Source organism: Pseudomonas sp. Fl5BN2 (genome assembly GCF_009908205.1).
GTDB lineage: Bacteria > Pseudomonadota > Gammaproteobacteria > Pseudomonadales > Pseudomonadaceae > Aquipseudomonas.
This window is the reverse complement of the sequence record NZ_JAAARL010000003.1, coordinates 373,858-395,192: the sequence shown is the minus strand read 5'-3', so window position 1 is coordinate 395,192 and position 21,335 is coordinate 373,858. Positions and strand designations below refer to the sequence as shown.

Genomic DNA, 21,335 nt, shown 5'->3' with positions numbered 1-21,335 from the left:
GCGCCCTTTTTTGTTGCACGCCAGCGCCTCGAACTGCGCCAATCCCCGTCTACACTCGCAGCAGCAGGCTGAGTCACCGCAGCCTGCGCAAGCCGCATGGCGACGGGATGCTGTCGGGCACCAGCCCGGTCGGCCGATGTGCAATGGCGGCTGTCCTTTCACGTCCGTCAAGGAGCCGACCATGCAAGTGAAAGCACTGATTGCCGTGGCCCTGCTATCCAGCCTGAGCGTCCCCAGCCAGGCCACCAACCTGATGTACATGCCCTTCGAAAAAGTCGTCGCCGATGCCCAGCGCGCCGGGCGCCTGGACGGCAGTGTGAGCTTCTACCTGATGGGCAACCCACACCCGCCAGTGCTTGCAGTCAAGGTCACCGAGCTGCCCACCAACAAGAAAACCAATGCCAGCAACAAGAGCGATATCGACGCCTGCGAGTGGGCCCTGCAATCGGCACTGATCACCCTGCAAGCCGCAGCCAAAAAGGTCGGGGCCAATGCCGTGACCAACATCGTCAGCTACTACAAGCATCACGTGCGCAAGGACCTCAATACCTACGAGTGCCACGCCGGGGTGCTGATGGCGGGCGTGGCCTTGCGCGGCGACCTGGTGTTCCTGCAGGCCCCTGAGCGGCCCAATAGCTCAGGTCGCGGCCCCGGTCTTGCGCGTCAGTAGCTCGACAAACGCTTTGGCCATGGGCGAGCACTGGTCCTTGCGCTGTACCAGCCACACCGCCGACATGGCCTCGGGATCCAGCAAGCGGCGATAGACCACACCGTCGATGCGCATGCGCTGATAGGACGCCGGCAGCACCGAGACACCAAGACCGGCCGCCACCAGGCCGATGATGGTCATGGCTTCCGCCGCCTCCTGGGCGAAATGCGGAGTGAAGCCGGCATCCCGGGACAGCGTCAGCAACTGGGCATACAGGCCGCTGCCATAGCTGCGAGGGAAGAACACAAAGGGCTCGTTGGCCAGTTCCACCAGGTGCACCCCCTCTGCACTGCCACTGGCCAACGGGTGCTTGGAACTGAGCACCGCTACCAGCGGCTCGCGCAGCAACTCCACCACCGACAAGGAATCCGGCAGCGGCAAGGGACGCATGATGCCGACTTGGATCGACTGGTCCACCAGGGCTTCGGCCACCTGGGTGCTGCTCATTTCCTTGAGCTTGAGATGTACCGCTGGAAAGCGCTGGCGAAAGGCGAAGATCGCCTGAGGAATCGTCGAGTTGAATGGGGCCGATGAGGTGAAGCCGATCTTCAACTCCCCCAGCTCGCCCAACTGCGCACGCCGCGCCACATCCGCGGCCTTGTCCACTTGGGCCAGCACCAGGCGTGCCTCTTCGAGAAACAGCCGCCCGGCTTCGCTGAGCTCGACCCGACGATTGGTACGCTCGAACAACCGTGCCCCCACCTCCTGCTCCAGTGCCTGGATCTGCTGGCTCAGGGGCGGCTGGGAGATGCCCAGCACCTGGGCCGCGCGGCCGAAATGCAGCTCTTCGGCGACGGCGATGAAGTAGCGCAGGTGACGCAATTCCATGGGGACCTCATCAAGTCTTTAAACCTATCAAACAGGTCGAACAATATATTGGAAAGAATCATTAGCCAGCTATATGCTTTTTCCATTGCCTGACCGGCTGCGTTCCCCCCCGAGGTCCCCCGTGAAATCCGCTGTTGCCGCTGTTGCCCCCACTGCCCATGAAACCCCTGCCACGCCCCTGGACGAGGTGGTCGCCCAGCTCAACGAGATCTACATCGAGAAAGGCACACCGATGTTCATGCGCACGGTGCTGGCCCTGTTCTCCGGGGGCTTCGCCACCTTCGCCTTGCTCTACTGCGTGCAACCGATGATGCCACTGCTGTCCCGGGACTTTTCCATCAACGCGGCCCAGAGCAGCCTGATTCTCTCGGTCGCCACCGGCATGCTGGCCATCGGGCTGTTGATCACCGGGCCGGTTTCCGACCGCATCGGGCGCAAGCCGGTAATGGTGGCAGCCCTGCTGGCCGCCGCCCTGTGCACCATCGCCAGCGCGCTGATGCCCAGTTGGCACGGGGTGCTGCTCATGCGCGCCCTGGTGGGCCTGTCCCTCAGCGGGCTGGCAGCGGTGGCCATGACTTACCTGAGCGAAGAGATCCACCCGCAGCACATCGGCCTGGCCATGGGCCTGTACATCGGTGGCAATGCCATTGGTGGCATGAGCGGGCGGCTGATCACCGGCGTATTGATCGACTTCGTCAGTTGGCACACGGCGATGCTGGTGATCGGCGGCCTGGCGCTGATTGCCGCGGCGGTGTTCTGGAGAATCCTTCCCGAGTCGCGCAATTTCCGTCCCCGCTCGCTGCACCCGCGCAGCCTGCTGGACGGCTTTGCCATGCACTTTCGCGATGCCGGGCTGCCCTGGCTGTTTCTCGAAGGCTTCCTGCTGATGGGGGCCTTCGTCACCCTGTTCAACTACATCGGCTATCGCCTGCTGGCCGAGCCCTATCACCTGAGCCAGGCCTGGGTCGGGATGCTCTCGGTGGTCTATCTGTCGGGGATCTACAGCTCGGCGAAGATTGGCGCCCTGGCGGACCAACTGGGCCGACGCCGAGTGCTGTGGGGCACCATTGTGCTGATGTTGGCGGGGATCGCCCTGACCCTGCTGAGCCCACTGTCCCTGATACTGATCGGCATGCTGCTGTTCACCTTCGGCTTCTTCGGCGCCCACTCGGTGGCCAGCAGCTGGATCGGCCGCCGGGCCACCAAGGCCAAGGGCCAGGCCTCATCGCTGTACCTGTTCAGCTACTACGCGGGTTCGAGCATTGCCGGAACCGCTGGCGGCGTGTTCTGGCACCTGGCGGGCTGGAACGGCATTGGCCTGTTTATCGGCGCCTTGCTGATCGGAGCCCTGCTGATCGCCATGAAGCTGGCCAAACTCCCTCCTTTGTAACGCCTAGCCTGCGTAGGAGCTGGCTTGCCAGCGAAGGCGGCCGCCAGACAGGCGCAAGTCTCGAAGACCCATTCGCCAGCAAGCTGGCTCCTACACAGGGCGGATCGTAGCCAATGGCCCTTGTAGGAGCTGGCTTGCCAGCGAAGGCGGCCGCCAGACAGGCGCAAGTCTCGAGGGCCCATTCGCCAGCAAGCTGGCTCCTACACAGGCCGGGTCGTAGCCAATGGCCCTTGTAGGAGCTGGCTTGCCAGCGAAGACGGCCGCCAGACAGGCGCAAGTCTCGAAGACCCATTCGCCAGCAAGCTGGCTCCTACACAGGCCGGGTCGTAGCCAATGGCCCTTGTAGGAGCTGGCTTGCCAGCGAAGGCGACCGTCAGGCAGGTGCAAGTCGCGAGGGCCCATTCGCCAGCAAGCTGGCTCCTACAAAAAAGTGTTCGCCAATGAAAACGCCCGGCAGGTGCCGGGCGTTTTTTATGGGGTGGCGCTTATACGTGGTACTGCGCCGACAACTCGTGAACCGCTTCGAGGAAGGCCCCGGCATGCTCCGGTTTCACTTCAGGGGTGATGCCGTGGCCCAGGTTGAACACGTGGCCGCTGCCCTTGCCGTAGCTGGCAAGGATGCGTGCGACTTCAGTGCGAATCGCTTGCGGGTTGGCGTACAGCACCGTGGGGTCCATGTTGCCTTGCAGCGACACCTTGCTGCCGACCCGACGACGGGCTTCGCCGATGTCGCAGGTCCAGTCCAGGCCCAGGGCATCGGCGCCGGCGTCAGCAATGCTTTCCAGCCACAGGCCGCCACCCTTGGTGAACAGGATCACCGGAACCTTGCGCCCATCGTGCTCACGGATCAGGCCGCTGACGATCTTGCGCATGTAGGCCAGGGAGAACTCCTGGTAGGCCGCCGACGACAGGCTGCCGCCCCAACTGTCGAAGATCTGCACCGCTTGCGCACCGGCCAGGATCTGCCCGTTGAGGTAAGAAGTGACCGACTGCGCCAGCTTGTCCAGCAGCAGGTGCATGGCTTGCGGGTTGTCGTAGAGCATGGCCTTGGATTTGCGGAAGTCTTTCGACGAGCCGCCTTCGACCATGTAGGTGGCCAGGGTCCAGGGGCTGCCGGCGAAACCGATCAGCGGTACCCGGCCGTTGAGTTCACGACGAATGGTACTGACCGCATCCATCACGTAGCCCAGGTCCTTTTGCGGATCGGGGATCGGCAAGGCCTCGACGTCGGCCAGGGTGCTGACCACTTTCTTGAAGCGCGGACCTTCACCGGTCTCGAAGTACAGGCCTTGGCCCATGGCATCGGGGATGGTCAGGATATCCGAGAAAAGGATCGCCGCATCCAACTGTGGATAGCGGTCCAGAGGCTGCAGAGTGACTTCACAGGCGAACTCCGGGTTCATGCACAGGCTCATGAAGTCACCGGCGTTGGCGCGGCTGGCACGGTATTCAGGCAAGTAGCGCCCGGCTTGCCGCATCATCCACACCGGGGTGACGTCTACGGGTTGCTTGAGCAGGGCACGAAGGAAACGGTCGTTCTTCAGGGCAGTCATGTCGGCATCCGGAAAAAAAGTGCGGGCATTTTCTCAGAGCGCGACATAAAAGGCACGGCAAGAGCCGTTTCTTTATGTCTATGGGGTCAATTTGTCACGGGGACGGGCACGGACCCCGTAGGAGCCAGCTTGCTGGCGAAGCGATCGACGCGGTGCAGCAACTGCACCGCGGTATCGTTGTTCGCCGGCAAGCCGGCTCCTACAAGGTGGGTCAGACGCCCAGGTAGTCGAGGATCCCTTCGGCGGCATTGCGCCCCTCGAAGATCGCCGTCACCACCAGGTCGGAACCGCGGACCATGTCGCCACCGGCAAAGATCTTCGGGTTACTGGTCTGGTGCTTGTACTGACCTTGCTCCGGAGCCACTACGCGGCCCTGGCTGTCGGTCTGGATGGCGAACTGCTCGAACCACGGCGCCGGGCTCGGACGGAAGCCGAAAGCGATGACCACGGCATCGGCCGGGATGATCTCTTCGGAACCCGGGATCGGCTCGGGGCTGCGGCGGCCACGGGCATCCGGCGCGCCGAGACGGGTCTCGACCACCTTCACGCCTTGGACCTTGTCTTCACCGACAATCGCAATCGGCTGGCGGTTGTAGAGGAATTTCACGCCTTCTTCCTTGGCGTTCTTCACCTCTTTGCGCGAGCCGGGCATGTTGGCTTCATCACGGCGATAAGCACAGGTCACCGACTTGGCACCCTGGCGGATCGAAGTCCGGTTGCAGTCCATCGCGGTGTCACCACCACCTAGCACCACCACCTTCTTGCCTTTCATGTCGACGAAGTCTTCCGGCGACTTTTCAAAGCCCAGGTTGCGGTTGACGTTGGCAATCAGGAAGTCCAGCGCGTCATACACGCCCGGCAGGTCCTCACCGGCAAAACCACCCTTCATGTAGGTGTAGGTGCCCATGCCCATGAACACCGCGTCGTATTCAGCCAGCAGTTGCTCCATGGTCACATCCTTGCCCACCTCGGTGTTGAGGCGGAACTCGATGCCCATGCCAGTGAAGACTTCGCGACGATTGCTCAGCACGGTCTTTTCCAGCTTGAACTCGGGGATGCCGAAGGTCAGCAAGCCGCCGATTTCCGGGTTCTTGTCGAACACCACCGGGGTCACGCCGCCCCGCACCAGCACATCGGCGCAGCCCAGGCCCGCCGGGCCCGCGCCGATGATCGCCACGCGCTTGCCGGTGGGCTTGACCTTGGACATGTCCGGACGCCAGCCCATGGCAAAGGCGGTGTCGGTGATGTACTTCTCCACCGAACCGATGGTCACTGCGCCAAAACCGTCGTTGAGGGTGCAAGCACCCTCGCACAGGCGATCCTGTGGACAAACCCGGCCACAGACTTCCGGCAGGGTGTTGGTCTGGTGCGACAGCTCGGCGGCGGCGAGGATGTTGCCCTCGGCCACCAGCTTGAGCCAGTTGGGAATGAAGTTGTGCACCGGGCACTTCCATTCGCAGTACGGGTTGCCGCAGCCCAGGCAACGGTGGGCCTGGTCGGCCGACTGCTGGGGTTTGAAGGGTTCGTAGATCTCCACGAACTCTTTCTTGCGCTGACGCAACAGTTTCTTCTTCGGATCCTTGCGCCCGACCTCGATGAACTGGAAGTCGTTATTCAGACGTTCAGCCATTGTTAAAACCTCATCAAACTTCTCAGGCGCATATCACTGCGGGTTGGCACGGGTGCTGGAAAGCAACGATTTCAAGCTGGCAGCCTTTGGCTTGACCAACCAGAAACGCCGCAGATAGTCATCGAGGTTCTCGGCGAGTTCACGACCCCACTCGCTGTCGGTTTCCTCGACGTACTCGTTCAGCACACGCTGCAGGTGGCTGCGATAGGACTCCATCGCTTCGCCGCTGATCCGTTGGATCTCCACCAGTTCGTGGTTGACCCGGTCAACGAAGGTGTTGTCCTGGTCGAGCACGTAGGCGAAACCGCCGGTCATGCCTGAGCCGAAGTTGTAACCGGTCTTGCCCAGTACGCAGACAAAACCACCGGTCATGTACTCGCAGCAGTGATCGCCCGTGCCTTCCACCACAGTGTGGGCACCGGAGTTGCGCACGGCGAAACGCTCGCCTGCAGTGCCGGCGGCGAACAACTTGCCGCCGGTAGCACCGTACAGGCAGGTGTTGCCGATAATGGCACTGTCCTGAGTCTTGTAGAGGCTGCCCTTGGGCGGAACGATCACCAGCTTGCCGCCGGTCATGCCCTTGCCCACGTAGTCGTTGGCATCGCCTTCCAGGTACAGGTTCAGGCCACCGGCGTTCCACACGCCGAAGCTCTGGCCCGCAGTACCTTTGAAGCGGAAGGTGATCGGCGCCTGGGCCATGCCCTGGTTGCCATGCAGCTTGGCGATTTCGCCGGAAATCCGTGCGCCGATGGAGCGGTCGCAGTTGCAGATATCCAGAGCGAAGTCGGCGCCGCTCTTGTCATTGATCGCCGCGCGGGCCATCTCGACCATCTTCTCGGCCAGCAGGCCTTTGTCGAATGGCGGGTTGCGCTGCACCTGGCAGAACTGTGGCTTGTCTGCCGGGATGTGGTCGCTGCCCAGCAGCGGCGTCAGGTCCAGGTGCTGCTGCTTGGCAGTCTGACCTTCCAGTACCTCCAGCAGATCAGTACGCCCGATCAATTGCTCAAGGGAACGCACGCCCAGCTTGGCCAGCCACTCACGGGTTTCTTCGGCAACGTAGGTGAAGAAGTTCACCACCATGTCGACGGTGCCGATGTAGTGATCCTTGCGCAGCTTCTCGTTCTGGGTCGCAACGCCGGTGGCGCAGTTGTTCAGGTGACAAATACGCAGGTATTTGCAGCCCAGGGCAATCATCGGCGCGGTGCCGAAGCCGAAGCTTTCGGCGCCGAGAATGGCCGCCTTGATCACGTCGAGGCCGGTCTTCAAGCCACCGTCAGTCTGTACCCGCACCTTACCGCGCAAGTCGTTGCCGCGCAGGGTCTGGTGGGTTTCCGCCAGGCCCAGTTCCCACGGTGCACCGGCGTACTTGATCGAGGTCAGCGGCGAGGCGCCGGTGCCACCGTCGTAGCCGGAGATGGTGATCAGGTCGGCATAAGCCTTGGCCACACCGGCGGCAATGGTGCCGACACCGGCTTCCGCCACCAGCTTCACCGAGACCAGCGCCTGCGGATTGACCTGCTTGAGGTCAAAGATCAGTTGCGACAAGTCTTCGATGGAATAGATATCGTGGTGCGGCGGTGGCGAGATCAGGGTCACGCCGGGAACCGCGTAGCGCAGCTTGGCGATCAGGCCATTGACCTTGCCGCCTGGCAGTTGGCCGCCCTCGCCGGGCTTGGCGCCCTGGGCCACCTTGATCTGCAGCACTTCGGCGTTGACCAGGTATTCCGGGGTTACCCCGAAACGACCGGTGGCCACTTGCTTGATCTTCGAGCTCTTGATGGTGCCGTAGCGCGCCGGGTCTTCGCCGCCTTCGCCGGAGTTGGAACGCGCACCGAGGCGGTTCATGGCTTCGGCCAGGGCTTCGTGGGCCTCGGGCGACAGGGCGCCCAGGGAGATACCGGCGGAGTCGAAGCGTTTGAGGATCGACTCCAAAGGCTCGACTTCACTGAGATCCATCGGCGTGTCCAGGGTCTTCACCTGGAACAGGTCGCGGATCATCGACACCGGACGGTTGTCCACCAGCGCGGTGTATTCCTTGAACTTGGCGTAGTCGCCCTGCTGCACGGCGGCTTGCAGGGTGTTGACCACGTCCGGGTTGTAGGCGTGGTACTCGCCACCGTGGACGAACTTCAGCAGGCCGCCTTGCTGGATCGGCTTGCGCGGGCTCCAGGCTTCGGTCGCCAGGGCTTTCTGCTCGGCTTCGATGTCGACAAAGCGCGCGCCCTTGATCCGGCTCGGTACGCCGCGAAAGCTCAGGTTGCAGACTTCCTCTGACAGGCCAATGGCTTCGAACAGCTGCGCACCACGGTAGGAGGTGATGGTGGAGATGCCCATCTTCGAGAGGATCTTCAACAGGCCCTTGGTGATGCCCTTGCGGTAGTTCTTGAACACCTCATAGAGGTCGCCCAGGACTTCACCGGTACGGATCAGGTCGCCCAGCACTTCGTAGGCCAGGAACGGATAGACCGCCGAGGCGCCAAAGCCGATCAGTACCGCGAAATGATGCGGATCGCGGGCGGTGGCGGTTTCCACCAGGATGTTGGAGTCGCAGCGCAGGCCCTTTTCGGTCAGGCGGTGATGCACCGCGCCGGTGGCCAGGGACGCGTGGATCGGCAACTTGCCGGGAGCGATATGACGGTCACTGAGGACGATCTGGGTGCGGCCGGCTCGGGCGGCTTCTTCAGCCTGGTCGGCGACATTGCGGATCGCCGCTTCCAGGCCGACGCTCTCGTCGTAGTTCAGGTCGATGATCTGCCGCTCGAAGCCCGGGCGATCGAGGTTCATCAGCGAACGCCACTTGGCCGGGGAAATCACCGGCGAGCTGAGGATCACCCGCGAAGCGTGCTCAGGCGACTCCTGGAAGATATTGCGCTCGGCACCGAGGCAGATCTCCAGGGACATGACGATGGCTTCGCGAAGCGGGTCGATCGGCGGGTTGGTGACCTGGGCGAACTGCTGGCGGAAGTAGTCGTAGGGGGTACGCACGCGCTGGGACAGCACCGCCATCGGCGTGTCGTCGCCCATGGAGCCCACTGCTTCGTAGCCCTGCTCGCCCAGTGGGCGCAGCACCTGGTCACGCTCTTCGAAGGTGACCTGGTACATCTTCATGTACTGCTTGAGCTGGTCGACGTCGTAGAAAGCCGAACCGTGGTCGTTGTCTTCCATGGTGGCCTGGATACGCAGGGCATTCTTGCGCAGCCATTGCTTGTACGGATGACGGGACTTCAAGCGGTTGTCGATGGCGTCGGTGTCGAGGATCTGCCCGGTCTCGGTGTCCACGGCAAAGATCTGCCCCGGGCCGACACGGCCCTTGGCGATCACGTCTTCAGGCTGGTAGTTCCAGACGCCGATTTCCGAAGCCAGGGTGATGAAACCATTCTTGGTGGTGACCCAGCGCGCCGGGCGCAGACCATTACGGTCCAGCAGGCAGACGGCGTAGCGGCCGTCGGTCATGACCACACCGGCAGGGCCGTCCCACGGCTCCATGTGCATCGAGTTGTACTCATAGAACGCCCGCAGGTCGGGGTCCATGGTCTCGACGTTCTGCCACGCTGGCGGAATGATCATGCGCACGCCGCGGAACAGGTCGATGCCGCCGGTGACCATCAGTTCGAGCATGTTGTCCATGCTTGAGGAGTCGGAACCCACACGGTTGACCAGCGGGCCGAGTTCTTCCAGGTCCGGGATCAGGTCGTTGGCGAACTTGGTGCGACGAGCAACCGCCCAGTTGCGGTTGCCGGTGATCGTATTGATCTCGCCGTTGTGGGCAAGGAAGCGAAATGGCTGGGCCAACGGCCATTTCGGCAGGGTGTTGGTAGAGAAGCGCTGGTGGAACACGCAGATCGCGGTTTGCAGGCGCGGATCGCCCAGGTCCGGATAGAAGGCGGCGAGGTCCGCCGGCATCATCAGGCCTTTATAGATGATGGTCTTGTGGGAAAAGCTGCAGATGTAGTGGTCAGTGTCGGCGGCGTTGGCCACCGAGGAGCGCCGACGGGAGCTGAACAGCTTGATGGCGAAATCCTGATCGCTCAGGCCTTCGGCACCGATGAACACTTGCTCGATCTGCGGCAGACGCTCCAGGGCCAGGCGCCCGAGCACACGGGTGTCGATCGGCACTTTGCGCCAGCCCACCAACTGCAGGCCGGCGGCGAGGATCTCGCGATTCATGTTCTCGCGAGCGGCTTCGGCCTTCACCGGATCCTGGTTGAAGAACACCATGCCCACCGCATATTGCTTGGGCAGGTCATGGCCGAAGTGTTCCTTGGCTATCGCGCGCAGGAACAGATCGGGCTTTTGCATCAGCAGACCGCAACCGTCGCCGGTCTTGCCGTCCGCGTTGATCCCACCGCGGTGGGTCATGCAGGTCAGGGCCTCAATGGCCGTTTTTAACAAGGTGTGACTGGGTTCGCCCTGCATATGGGCTATCAGGCCGAAACCACAGTTATCCTTAAATTCATCTGGTTGGTACAGACCTGCTTTCATAGACACTTTCTCACCAGGCTGCCTCTTATCGAGACAAATTTCTTTTCAATTCAACCACTTGTCATCCACGTCGAACGTACGTCGACTTTGTGGCGGCAAAAGGGAGGTCATTGTACACACCGACACAAAGGCTCACAAATTTAGCGACGATTTGTCGAAAATTTATGTCGCATTTATGAACGTTTTAAAGCGATACGCTGTGCTAGTCAAAATGTTTTGATCTTGACTGCCGCGACTCAAAAACTACTGTGACGCAGACACCACAAGGCACGCGGCCTGGAAGGCAGCATGCCGATGCGGAAATTTGAGGTTGCCGGGAGAGGCGGCCTGGGTAAGGCCGCCGAATCTTCAGCGGGTTGTTGCCAGTTCTTGTTGAACGCTAGCGACAGTGCGAGGCCAAGGTTTACCAGCCTGAACCTTCGCTGGCAAGGATTTGATGGCGCTGACCGCTGCATCGCGGCTGGAGAAGTTGCCGTAGGTGATCACATACAGCGGCTTGCCGTTGAGGACTTTCTTGAAGTAGCGGTATTCGCCGCCCTGTTCCTTGACGAAGTTCTGCGCAGTGGCTTCCGAGCTGGTACCGAGGATCTGCACCACATAGTTGCCTGGCGCCTGCCCGGCGTACCAGCTGCCACCGGCGGCCTTGGCCACGGTGACCGGCTTTTCTGCCGGCTTGGCGGCTGCAGCAGGTTTGGCGGCCAGTGGTTTTTCCACTGGCTTGGCCGCAGGAACCGGCTTGGCGCTGGCAACCTGGGTCGGTGCTGGAGTTGGACGTGCTGCCGGCGTTGGGGTCGGACCGGCCGCTACACCACTAGGTGGCGCAATAGTGGTGACCGTCGGCGGAACGGCGCTGGAGCCTTCCACAGGAACCCCGTCATCGCCTTCGCTGATACCGCCTGCGGCTTCCGCCAATGGACCGCGCATCACCGGTTGCGACTGACCGACCAACGGCAGCGGCATCGGCTGCGATGAGCCGGCAAATTCCACCGCTGGGTTGCCATTGGCTGTCGGCGTTTGCCCCAGAGGCAGTTGCGCCTGCTCATTGGCAGGAGCCCCGGTAGTTGGCGCCTTGCTGCGACCCGGCATCAACCAGGCCGCGGCCACGGCCACAACCACTACAGCGGAAATGGCCAATACGTGTTTCTTCGGCATGTTGAACCCCATACTTGGACGCTTCACCGCAGAGCGGCTGGCGATCATGGCTTCGATCATTGCATCCCTGGCGACCTGGTTGATGTTGCCCGGCCAGCCATCGGAGCTTTCGTGAATATCACTGATCTGATCTGCGGAGAAAAGTTCGATACCCTGACCTGCGCCTTCAAGTCGCTGGGCCAGATATTCGCGGGTTTCCTCTTCGGTATAGGGCTGCAACTCGATGACGTGGAAGCGCTCTTCCTCGGTGCTCAGTTGATCCAGGTCGGCAATCAGCGACGACTCGCCGAACAGGAACACGTGCGGGCGACCTTCCGGAGCACCGGCCGCCAGGGCCAGCAGGGCCTCAAGCGCGGATTCGTCAAGCTGCTCGGCATCATCCACCAGCAGATAGACTTCCTGGCCGGTCAGGGCCAATTGCACCACCTGAGCCAGGATCGCGCCGATTTCGGCCTGAGCCACGTTCAGCGCCTGAGCCACCTGGCGCAGCACGCCGGCAGCGTCGCCAGCCCCACGGGCGGAGACCACCACGCTCTGCACCGATTGCTTGTTGGTGCTGGCTACCAGGGCCTGGCGCAGCAGGGTCTTGCCGCTGCCCTGAGGTCCGGTGACCACCAGCAGCAGCTGGCTGTAGCGGGCCAGGTGATGTAGTTGCCCCAGCACAGGCTTGCGTTGGGCAGGAAAGAACTTGAAGCCAGGGACCCGTGGAGCGAAGGGATCATGGCTCAACTGGTAATGGCCGAGGAAAGCCTCGTCGGCGTGCAAACTAGTCATCGGGATCTTATTAACCTTTAAGCTGAGCCAGGGCGCGGTAATCCGCTCCCAGCGTGGCCTGTAAAACCTCTTTCGGATAATCGTCGGTCACTACGGCTTCGCCCATGTGGCGCAACAGCACCAGACGCAAACGACCGTCGATCACTTTCTTGTCAATTGCCATGTGTTCGAGAAAATCCGCTTCGGTCATCTCCTCAGGAGGGATGACCGGCAAGCCCGCGCGCTGGAACAAGCGAATACCGCGGTCACGCTCCTGGCTGGAGATCCAGCCCAGGCGCGTGGACATTTCCAGGGCCATTACGGTGCCGGCAGCCACCGCCTCCCCATGCAACCAGACACCGTAGCCCATGTGGGTTTCGATGGCGTGGCCGAAGGTATGACCCAAGTTGAGGGTGGCACGCACCCCCGATTCACGTTCGTCGGCACCCACCACGGCGGCCTTGGCCGCGCAGGAGCGCTCGATGGCGTAGGTCAGCGCCTGCTGGTCCAACGCCCGCAGACGGTCGACATTTTCTTCCAGCCAGGTGAGAAACGGCTCATCGCAGATCAGGCCGTACTTGATGACTTCCGCCAGGCCCGCCGACAGCTCGCGGCTCGGCAGGGTATTGAGGCTGGTGGTGTCGATCAGTACCACATTCGGCTGATAGAAAGCGCCGACCATATTCTTGCCCAGGGGATGGTTGATACCCGTCTTGCCGCCCACCGAGGAGTCCACCTGGGACAACAGGGTGGTGGGAACCTGGATGAAGTCCACTCCACGCTGATAACAGGCCGCGGCAAAACCGGCCATGTCACCGATCACACCGCCCCCCAGGGCGATGACGGTAGTACGGCGGTCGTGACGCGCAGTCAGCAGGCCGTCGAAGATCAGCTGCAGGGTTTCCCAGTTCTTGTAGGCCTCACCATCGGGCAAGACCACCGAGATCACCGAGAACTGCGTCAGGCTGCGGGTCAGGCGCTCTAGGTACAGCGGCGCGACGGTCTCATTGGAAATAATCGCCACTTGCCGCCCGGCAATGTGCGGCACCAGCAACTCAGGCTGGTCCAACAATCCTTCACCAATATGAATCGGGTAGCTGCGCTCGCCTAGATCGACCTTAAGTGTCTGCATGTGTCCCCACAGTGAAGATGGAAGCAGGCGTTCTGCCTTTATTGACGATGGGCCTCGTCTGGTTTTCTGACGCCGCCCGATAGCTCTGCGCCACACCTTGGCGGTCAGGCGCGACGCCGAGAATAGCGCATTTCGCTCGATGCATTAACGGGGTGGCAGCTGCTGCAGGCGCTCAAGTATGTCCAGCACCACCATTCGTGGCGGCCGCTCATCGGTTTCCACCACCAGATCGGCGATTTCCCGATAAAGCGGGTCGCGGATCTCCAGCAGGTCACGCAGGGTCTTGGCCGGATCGGCGGTGCGCAGCAAGGGACGATTGCGGTCCCGAGCGGTGCGCCCTACCTGCTGCTCCACCGAGGCATGCAGATAGACCACTCGTCCGCCGGCACGCAGTGCCCGACGATTGGCTTCGCGCATTACCGCACCGCCGCCGGTGGCCAGGACCACGCCATCGGCACTGCACAGCTCGGCGATCATCGCCTGCTCGCGATCGCGAAAGCCCGGCTCGCCTTCCTTATCGAAGATCCACGGGATATTCGCGCCTGTACGCAGTTCAATTTCCTTATCGGAATCTTTGAATGGCAGGCGCAGCTCTTTGGCCAGTAAGCGGCCTATGGTGCTTTTTCCAGCCCCCATCGGCCCAACAAGAATCAAATTTCGCACAGAATCAACGACTCACAGCAATCGCCTGGTTGTTCATGATACGTGGAGTGAGAAATACCAGCAGCTCGGATTTTTTCTCCGACACCACGTCACGCCGGAAAAGGCGGCCAAGATACGGCACATCGCCAAGAAATGGCACTTTATCTACAACCTTGCTTTGGGTATTCGAAAAAACCCCGCCAATGACGATGGTCTCACCGTCACTGACCAGGACCTTGGCATTGACTTCGCTCTTCTTGATCGGCGGTACATCCTGGACCTTGTTCAAGTAGTCGGGCTCATCCTTGGTGACCTTGACCTCGATGATGATGCGATTGTCCGGAGTGATCTGCGGCGTCACTTCCAGAGAGAGCGAGGCCTCCTTGAATGACACCGAGGTCGCGCCACTGGAGCTGGCCTCCTGATAGGGAATTTCGGTGCCCTTGAGGATCTTCGCGGTTTCCTTGTCGGAAGTGACCACCTTGGGCTGGGAGACAATCTCGCCATTGCCGGTCTTCTCCATTGCAGCCAGTTCCAGGTCCAGCAACACGTTGTTGGTGATGTAGGCGATGCCGATACCCGAAGTGTTGGCCGTGGCTCCCAGATCGACAAACGGCGAGTTGCTGCCACTGCTGCCTTGGCTGCCAATGGTCGACGAACCGCTGGCCCCGTTTTGCACGCCCGAGGCGTTCCAATTGCCCTTGTTCTGCACCGACCCGCCCCAGCGCACGCCCAGGCTCCTGTCGTAGTCGACATTGGCCTCGACGATCCGTGCCTCGATCATCACCTGGCGTACCGGAATATCCAGCTGAGCGACGATGCGCCGCAGCTCGTCAAGGCGCTCCTGGATCTGGTAGGCAATGATGTTGTTGGTACGCTCATCGACGGTGATCGAACCACGCTGCTCAGCTTTCTCCTCGGTACCGGTCACCGACTGGAACAACTTGGCGATGTCTGCAGCCTTGGCGTAATTGACCTGCAACAGCTCCCGTCGCAGGGGTGCCAGATCCTCCAAGTGTTTCTGCGACTCCAGCTCCTGGCGTTCCCGGGCGGCGATTTCATCCGCCGGGGCCACCAGCAGTACATTACCGATCTTGCGCTGGTCCAGGCCCTTGGTCTTGAGGACCAGGTCCAGGGCCTGATCCCAGGGCACATTCTGCAGGCGCAAGGTGATGCCGCCTTGCACGGTGTCGCTGGTCACCAGATTGAGGCCGGTGAAATCGGCGATCAGTTGCAATACCGAACGCACCTCGATGTCCTGGAAGTTCAACGAGAGTTTTTCGCCGCTGTAGTCAGGAGCCGATGCACTGCGCCTGGCATCTGCATCCGCCAGAGGACGGACGCTGGCGCTCAACCGGGCATCGGCGTGGAAGGTCGAGCGCACCGTATCCGCAGGTTCAGCCAGGCGCTTGCCCGGCACTTGAGTTACTCCACCAGAAGTGGCGGCCTTGGGCTCGGCAGCGCCGACCATCGACGCCTGCAACGCTATCCATAGCGCAGCACCGAAGGCTGAAACAGTCCTGTTCATTTCCAGATCCCACTTAAGAGTGTGTTTTCAGCGGCAGAGTCCGCGGTCGCTCCAGCCAGGCTCCCGTTCCATCGGGAACAATTTCCACTACCTCCACCTGGGAATCCCTGATGGCCACGATCCGGCCTTCGCTGCGGCCCAGGTAGTCACCGACCTTGAGCCGATGCACCCCACCGGCGCCGCGCAGCAGGGCAAAGCTTCCCGAGGCGTTGGACAGGGTCCCGACCATCTGCAACTGCTCGATATCGAAACCTTCGAGGTATTGCCGGACCCGCTGCGGATCGGGCCGAACCGCACTCACTCCCTGCTGACGAGCTGCCAGGTCGGTTGTTTGCTTCGGCTGAAACGGACTGCGCAATGCACTGGCGCTGTAGGTGAACGAGGGGTAAGAGCGGATGAGCGGTGTTGGTTCAATCGGCCCTACTGATTGCCCGCGCACTTCATTCATATAGGCGTCCAGGTCAGCGAAGTCATCGCCACCGCTACAACCCCACAGGCCCACGCACAAGCAACCGAACGCAGCCCAGCGCAAGCGCCTCACGACTGCGGCTCCAGGCGGTCATACCTGTAGGTTCGCGCCTCAATGCTCATGCGCAAGCGCTCGGGATTGCCGGCTTCCACAGGCTTGATCTGAAAATCATGCAGGGTGACGATTCGTGGCAACCCGGCGACCCCGCTGACGAAGGTCGCCAGATCGTGATAGGCACCGGTGACGGTGATCTGAATCGGCAACTCGACATAAAACAGCCGGGCCACCTCCGATTGCAGCTTGATCTCTTCAAAGGCCAAGCCACTGCCCAACCCCACGCGACTGATGTCTTCAAGCAGCCCTGGAACTTCGGCGTCATTAGGCAACTGGCGCAGCAACAGCTCAAAGCTGTTTTGTATGGCCTCTAACTGCTCGCGGTAACGCTCAAGATTGGCCCCCTGTCGAGCCTTATCAGCGAATTGCTGCTTGAAACGGATCTCTTCCTGGCGCTGCCGGTCCAGTTGTTCCAGGCGCGAAGCCAGATAAAGGCTGTAGCCCGACACCAGCACCAACAGCAACAGCAGAACCGCCACCAACGTCTTGATCAGTGCCGGCCAGGAGCCAAGGTTGCCCAGGTCCAGCGCCCGCAGATCGCTGCGACGCAACTCCACTAACCAGCGTCCCACGCTCATCCTCCCGGCTCCACAGGCAACACGGGCGTCTGCCCCACACTGAGCCGAAACAGGTTACCCAGGCCCTGATTGGTATCCGCAGCGCTCTTGACCTTGGTCAGGCTGGGCGCGGCAAAACCCTCGGCAGATTGCAAATTGCGCATCAAGTCCGATACCCGGTTGTTCGACTCGGCAGCCCCGCTGATGACCAGGCTCTGCCCCTGCAGATCCACTTCGGTGAAATACACGCCATCGGGCAAGCTGCGGGTCAACTGCTGGAAAACCCGCACATTGGACGAGCGATTGCCCTGCAGGCCTTCAATGATGCTCATGCGCTCAAGCAGTTGCTGACGCTGTGCCTTGAGCTCATGAATACTGGCGATCTGCTTGTCCAGTCGCAGCGTCGCCTGCCCCAGATATTGGCCACGCAGACGCTGCCGCTCGATCAGCCGACCGATGTAGGCGTCGGCCAACAGGACTACCCCACCCCCGAGCACGATCATTGCTGCCAGCGCCTGCAGGAAACGCCGGCGTCGAAGCTCACGCGACGCCTCGCGCCAAGGCAGAAGATTGATCCGAGCCATCAGTCAAATCCTCTCAACGCCAGGCCGCAGGCGATCAGCAGGCTCGGAGCCTCTGCTGCAAGCAGCTGGGCATCGACCTGGTCGCTCACCGCCATGCCGAGAAAAGGGTTGGCGACAAACGTGCTAATTCCTAGTTGCTGCTCCACCCGTCGGTCCAAACCCGCCGGGCGACTGCCATCACCTGCCAGCAACAACAGGCCCACCGGCTGTTGCTGGGGCGAGGCAGCAAACAACTGCAAGGAGCGGGACAACTGCTGGAGCACGCCTTGTTCGAACGCACGCAGTACTTCCTCGGCACAACCCTCCGGTAGACCGTCCTGACGCTGCGCCAGCAGCATCTCGTCCAGCGTCAATGAATAACGTTGCTCAAGGGTCTCCAGCAACGCTCGACTGCCGAACAGCTGCTCGTGGCTGTGGATGATCTGCCCACCGTGCAGCACGCTGAAAGTGCTCATGTTCGCGCCTATCTCCAGCAGTGCCACAACCGAGCGGGACGCAGATGGCAGATGCACAGTCAGCGTCTGCAGGCAGCGCTCCAGGGCCAGGGGCGCGGTCTCCACTATCTGCGGGGTCAGGCCGGCCAGGGTCAGCACCAATTCGAGGTGTTCAACATGTTCGTTGCGACAGGCCACCAGCAACACCTGGACCCGCCGGGGATCGCCGTGCACCGCGCCCTGCACCTCAAAGTCGATGGTCACCTCCTCCAGGGGATAGGGAATGTACTGACCGGCCTCCAGCACAAGTTGGCTCTCCAGTTCATCGGCGGGCAGCCCCGCCGGCATCTCGATCAGCTTGCTGATCACCACCTCACCGGCCACCGCCACCACCGCGCCCTTGAGGCGGCTGCCGCTCTTGAGCCAGGCGCGAGACAAGGCCATGGCCAGCACCTCGGGATCGGCGCTGCGCTGGTCGAGCAACGTCTCGGGCGCCAGGCACTCCCTGGCATAAGCCTCGACCCGGTAGCCCGTCCCCTGACGACTCAAGGCCAGAAGCGTGACTGAGGTCGCACTGATATCGATCCCCAGAAGGGAACTCGGCTTTTTGCTGAAGAGTCCAAGCACGACCAATTCCCTATGACTATCCGTGAGTTACGGACTCCTTGAGGCGCCTTGCGCTCAATCGCCGCGTCTTGACAGACGGGCAAATGACGCTCTCGGTGGAAAATGCTTATAATGCCCAGCGTTTTTTCCGCTTTTACCTGCTGCGTGGGTCGGCCCCTGATTGCCGTCAATGCCCTGACGCCTAATTCATTCCTTTCTCTGGAAATCCAAAAGCCTTGATTCGTCTGCTGAAGTTTTTCGGGTGGTCCATCGTCGCGGTGTTCTGCGGGCTGCTCCTCGCCCTTTCCGGTGCGTATCTCTATCTTAGTCCCGGCCTGCCGTCGGTTGAGGCCCTGAGAAGCATCCAGTTGCAGATTCCCCTGCGGGTGTACAGCAGCGACGGCAAGTTGATCGCAGAATTTGGCGAAATGCGCCGTACCCCCATACGTTTCGCCGACATTCCACCCAACTTCATCAATGCGTTACTAAGTGCTGAAGACGACAACTTCGCTAACCATTACGGGGTTGACCCCAGCAGCCTGATGCGCGCTGCGACCCAGCTGGTCAAGAGCGGACACATCCAGTCGGGCGGTAGCACCATCACCATGCAGGTGGCGAAGAACTTCTTCCTCAGCAGCGAACGCAGCTTCTCGCGCAAGACCACCGAAATTCTCCTGGCCCTGCAGATCGAACGGCAATTGACCAAGGACGAGATCCTCGAGCTGTACGTCAACAAGATCTACCTGGGTAACCGCGCCTACGGTATCGAGGCAGCGTCCCAGGTGTATTACGGCAAGTCCATTCGTGACGCGAGCCTGGCCCAGATGGCGATGATCGCCGGCCTGCCCAAGGCGCCTTCGCGCTTCAACCCGCTGGCCAACCCGGCGCGCAGCAAGGAACGTCGCGACTGGATCCTCGGCCGCATGTACAAGCTCGGCAAGATCACCGAGGCAGCCTACACCGAGGCGCTCAACGAGCCGCTGAATGCCAGCTATCACGTACCGACCCCGGAAGTGAATGCGCCGTATGTCGCCGAAATGGCCCGCGCCGAGATGGTCGGTCGCTATGGCAGCGACGCCTATACCGAAGGTTTCCGAGTCACCACCACGGTGCCCAGCGACCTGCAGGAGATGGCCAATACCGCGGTCCACGAAGGCTTGATGACCTATGACCAGCGCCACGGCTATCGCGGTCCGGAATCCCGCCTGCCAGGCAAGACCCAGGCAGCCTGGACCACCGAGCTGACCAAGCAGCGCACTATCAGCGGCCTGGAACCGGCGATCGTCACCCAGGTCGAGAAGAATGGCGTCCAGGTGCTGACCCGCAACGGCGAAGAGCATGTGGCCTGGGACACCATGAAATGGGCCCGGCCGTTCCTCAACACCAACAGCATGGGGCCGGTCCCTCGCCAACCAGCGGACGTAGCCCAGGTCGGCGACCTGATTCGCGTGCAGCGCCAGGCGGACAACTCGCTGAAGTTCAGTCAGATCCCGGTGGCTCAAGGCGCCCTGGTGACCCTGGATCCGCAGAATGGGGCCATCCGCGCCCTGGTGGGCGGCTTTGCCTTCGAGCAGAGCAACTACAACCGGGCGATGCAGGCCAAGCGCCAGCCCGGCTCGAGCTTCAAGCCGTTCATCTATAGCGCCGCCCTGGACAACGGCTACACCCCAGCCAGCCTGGTGAACGATGCACCGATCGTGTTCGTCGACGAATACCTGGACAAGGTCTGGCGTCCGAAAAACGACACCAACACCTTCCTCGGCCCGATCCGTATGCGCGAAGCGCTGTACAAGTCGCGCAACCTGGTGTCGATCCGCCTCCTGCAAAGCATGGGCGTGGACCGCACCATCGACTACATCAGCAAGTTCGGCTTCAACAAGCAGGACCTGCCGCGCAACCTGTCCCTGGCCCTGGGCACCGCGACCCTGACGCCCATGGAAATCGCCACTGGCTGGAGCACTTTTGCCAACGGCGGCTACAAGATCAGCCCGTACATCATCGACAAGATCGAAAGCCGCAACGGCGAGATGTTGTTCAGCGCCAACCCGCCCAGCGTCCCCACCGGTGATACCGCCAGCAGTGGCATCGCGGCCCCGGAGCACAACTTCACGGTCAACACAGTCGCTGGCGAGAATCCAGCACAAGCGCCGGTGCAGACTCCAGCAGTGGCCGAGCGGATCATTGACGGACGCACCTCCTACATCCTCAACAGCATGCTCGAGGACGTGATCAAGCTGGGGACCGGGCGCCGCGCACTGGCCCTTGGCCGCTCGGACCTGGCCGGCAAGACCGGTACCACCAACGATTCCAAGGATGCCTGGTTCTCCGGCTACAACGCCGACTACGTGACCACGGTGTGGACCGGCTTCGACCAACCGGAAAGCCTGGGGCGTCGTGAATACGGCGGCACTGTGGCGCTACCGATCTGGATGAACTTCATGGGTGCCGCCCTCAAGGGCAAGCCGCCGCATACCCAGCCCGAACCGGAAGGCATCCTCAGCCTGCGGGTCGACCCGGTCAGTGGCCGCGCCGCTACTCCGGGCACGCCCAATGCCTACTTCGAACTGTTCAAAAGCGAAGACAGCCCACCGTCGGTCAACGAACTGGGCAATGGCGCGGCCCCGGGCAGCCCTCTGCCAGCGGACGAAGCGGCACCGATCGATCTGTTCTAGATCAACCTCAGGCGGCAAGAACGAGCGACACCGCGCGCTCTTGCCGCTTGAAAATTCTGCATAAAAAAACCCGGCACCAAGGCCGGGTTTTTTATGGGTC

14 protein-coding genes and 1 pseudogene are annotated in these 21,335 nt (G+C 61.7%); 3 read left to right on the top strand and 12 right to left on the bottom strand.

From position 1 onward, the window contains the following. The first annotated feature begins 181 nt into the window (after window positions 1-181). Window positions 182-670, top strand: coding sequence for an excinuclease (locus GV819_RS06245; protein ID WP_161754541.1), 489 nt, complete (start codon window positions 182-184; stop codon window positions 668-670). On the opposite strand, the gene GV819_RS06240 is transcribed toward GV819_RS06245, so the two are convergent. Beyond that, on the bottom strand, window positions 638-1,537 hold the full coding sequence (locus GV819_RS06240; protein WP_161754539.1) for a LysR family transcriptional regulator: 900 nt from the start codon (window positions 1,535-1,537) through the stop codon (window positions 638-640). The two genes, GV819_RS06245 and GV819_RS06240, sit on opposite strands and share 33 nt — an antisense overlap. 121 nt (window positions 1,538-1,658) lie before the next feature. Between GV819_RS06240 and GV819_RS06235 the strand changes: the two genes are divergently transcribed. Beyond that, the gene (locus tag GV819_RS06235; RefSeq protein WP_161754537.1) at window positions 1,659-2,927 is read left to right on the top strand and encodes an MFS transporter; all 1,269 of its coding nucleotides are present in this window, start codon (window positions 1,659-1,661) and stop codon (window positions 2,925-2,927) included. A 485-nt stretch (window positions 2,928-3,412) separates the two neighbouring features. Here the strand turns inward: GV819_RS06235 and hemE are convergent, their stop codons facing one another. The 11 genes and pseudogenes from hemE to pilM all read right to left on the bottom strand — a co-directional run bounded on the left by hemE (window position 3,413) and on the right by pilM (window position 18,584). Beyond that, entirely contained in the window at window positions 3,413-4,480 is a 1,068-nt protein-coding gene (gene hemE, locus GV819_RS06230) for a uroporphyrinogen decarboxylase (RefSeq protein ID WP_161754535.1), read from the bottom strand. A gap of 211 nt (window positions 4,481-4,691) precedes the next feature. Next, window positions 4,692-6,110 carry an FAD-dependent oxidoreductase gene (locus tag GV819_RS06225; protein WP_161754533.1) on the bottom strand — a complete coding sequence of 473 codons (1,419 nt, stop codon included), beginning with the start codon at window positions 6,108-6,110 and terminating at the stop codon, window positions 4,692-4,694. Window positions 6,111-6,143: 33 nt separating this feature from the next. Next, a complete protein-coding gene (gene gltB / locus GV819_RS06220) occupies window positions 6,144-10,592 on the bottom strand; it encodes a glutamate synthase large subunit (RefSeq protein WP_161754531.1) in 4,449 nt (1,482 codons plus the stop codon). Between the two features lie 348 nt (window positions 10,593-10,940). Then, window positions 10,941-12,518, bottom strand: coding sequence for an SPOR domain-containing protein (locus GV819_RS06215; RefSeq protein WP_161754529.1), 1,578 nt, complete (start codon window positions 12,516-12,518; stop codon window positions 10,941-10,943). 10 nt (window positions 12,519-12,528) lie between these two features. Then, window positions 12,529-13,629: a 3-dehydroquinate synthase gene (aroB, locus tag GV819_RS06210; RefSeq protein WP_161754527.1), complete on the bottom strand. Its 1,101-nt coding sequence runs from the start codon at window positions 13,627-13,629 to the stop codon at window positions 12,529-12,531. A 144-nt stretch (window positions 13,630-13,773) separates the two neighbouring features. Beyond that, the gene (gene aroK, locus GV819_RS06205) at window positions 13,774-14,292 is read right to left on the bottom strand and encodes a shikimate kinase AroK (RefSeq protein ID WP_161754525.1); all 519 of its coding nucleotides are present in this window, start codon (window positions 14,290-14,292) and stop codon (window positions 13,774-13,776) included. A gap of 4 nt (window positions 14,293-14,296) precedes the next feature. Continuing rightward, window positions 14,297-15,643: pseudogene (locus GV819_RS06200) on the bottom strand (type IV pilus secretin PilQ); the annotation flags it as partial. Between the two features lie 169 nt (window positions 15,644-15,812). Beyond that, complete coding sequence (locus tag GV819_RS06195) at window positions 15,813-16,340, bottom strand: pilus assembly protein PilP (protein ID WP_161754521.1); 528 nt, start codon at window positions 16,338-16,340, stop codon at window positions 15,813-15,815. Next, window positions 16,337-16,960: a type 4a pilus biogenesis protein PilO gene (locus GV819_RS06190; protein WP_161754519.1), complete on the bottom strand. Its 624-nt coding sequence runs from the start codon at window positions 16,958-16,960 to the stop codon at window positions 16,337-16,339. The genes GV819_RS06195 and GV819_RS06190 overlap by 4 nt, the downstream gene beginning before the upstream one ends. Continuing rightward, the gene (locus GV819_RS06185; protein ID WP_161754517.1) at window positions 16,957-17,523 is read right to left on the bottom strand and encodes a PilN domain-containing protein; all 567 of its coding nucleotides are present in this window, start codon (window positions 17,521-17,523) and stop codon (window positions 16,957-16,959) included. Before GV819_RS06185 ends, GV819_RS06190 begins: the two co-directional genes overlap by 4 nt. Next, a complete protein-coding gene (gene pilM / locus GV819_RS06180; RefSeq protein WP_161754515.1) occupies window positions 17,523-18,584 on the bottom strand; it encodes a type IV pilus assembly protein PilM in 1,062 nt (353 codons plus the stop codon). Before pilM ends, GV819_RS06185 begins: the two co-directional genes overlap by 1 nt. A gap of 218 nt (window positions 18,585-18,802) precedes the next feature. On the opposite strand from pilM, the gene GV819_RS06175 reads away from it, so the two are divergent. Then, complete coding sequence (locus tag GV819_RS06175) at window positions 18,803-21,235, top strand: penicillin-binding protein 1A (protein ID WP_372242031.1); 2,433 nt, start codon at window positions 18,803-18,805, stop codon at window positions 21,233-21,235. The last annotated feature ends 100 nt before the right edge of the window (window positions 21,236-21,335 follow it).